1 protein-coding gene is annotated in these 465 nt (G+C 37.6%); it reads left to right on the top strand.

From position 1 onward, the window contains the following. Positions 1–424 (top strand): hypothetical protein (locus tag AC3DEV_RS16940; RefSeq protein ID WP_488372860.1); only part of this gene is annotated, 424 nt, incomplete at its 5' end. Between the last annotated feature and the right edge of the window lie 41 nt (positions 425–465).

The raw sequence follows: 465 nt of genomic DNA on the forward strand, positions 1-465 counted from the left end.
GGGTAAATTTGGGGTTCGTGGTAAAGACCACAACCAATTACAATCAGAAGTTGCAAGGCTGAAAAAGTTCATTGAAAGTACAACGTCAACCGTAAAAGGGGTTACAAATACCCTTAAAGAAATGGCGTCAAATACTGGTATTAAATATGAAAACCTGAAAGATTTACGCTCTAAAGCCGCAAAGTTTTTCGAATTATCCAGCAAGGTAGAGCAGTATTTAAGAACGGTTGATGATATGGCGTCAGCAATTGGTTATCAAAAAATCTGGGAAGCAATTAACCAGTATGTTAAATCCGGTGAAATAGATTTATCAAGTTCAGATGGTGATATTGACGGCATGGTTAAAGCCGTAACCGATGCAATAAAGGAATATGACCAGCCTATTCAAAAGTTAGGCGGCAGCGGTTGGTTCACTCTTAAATAAGGTATTACATGGAACACTATAAAAGCCTGTTTAATAAGTTG

This window comes from Dietzia sp. IBK-p2-15D, assembly GCF_057773105.1.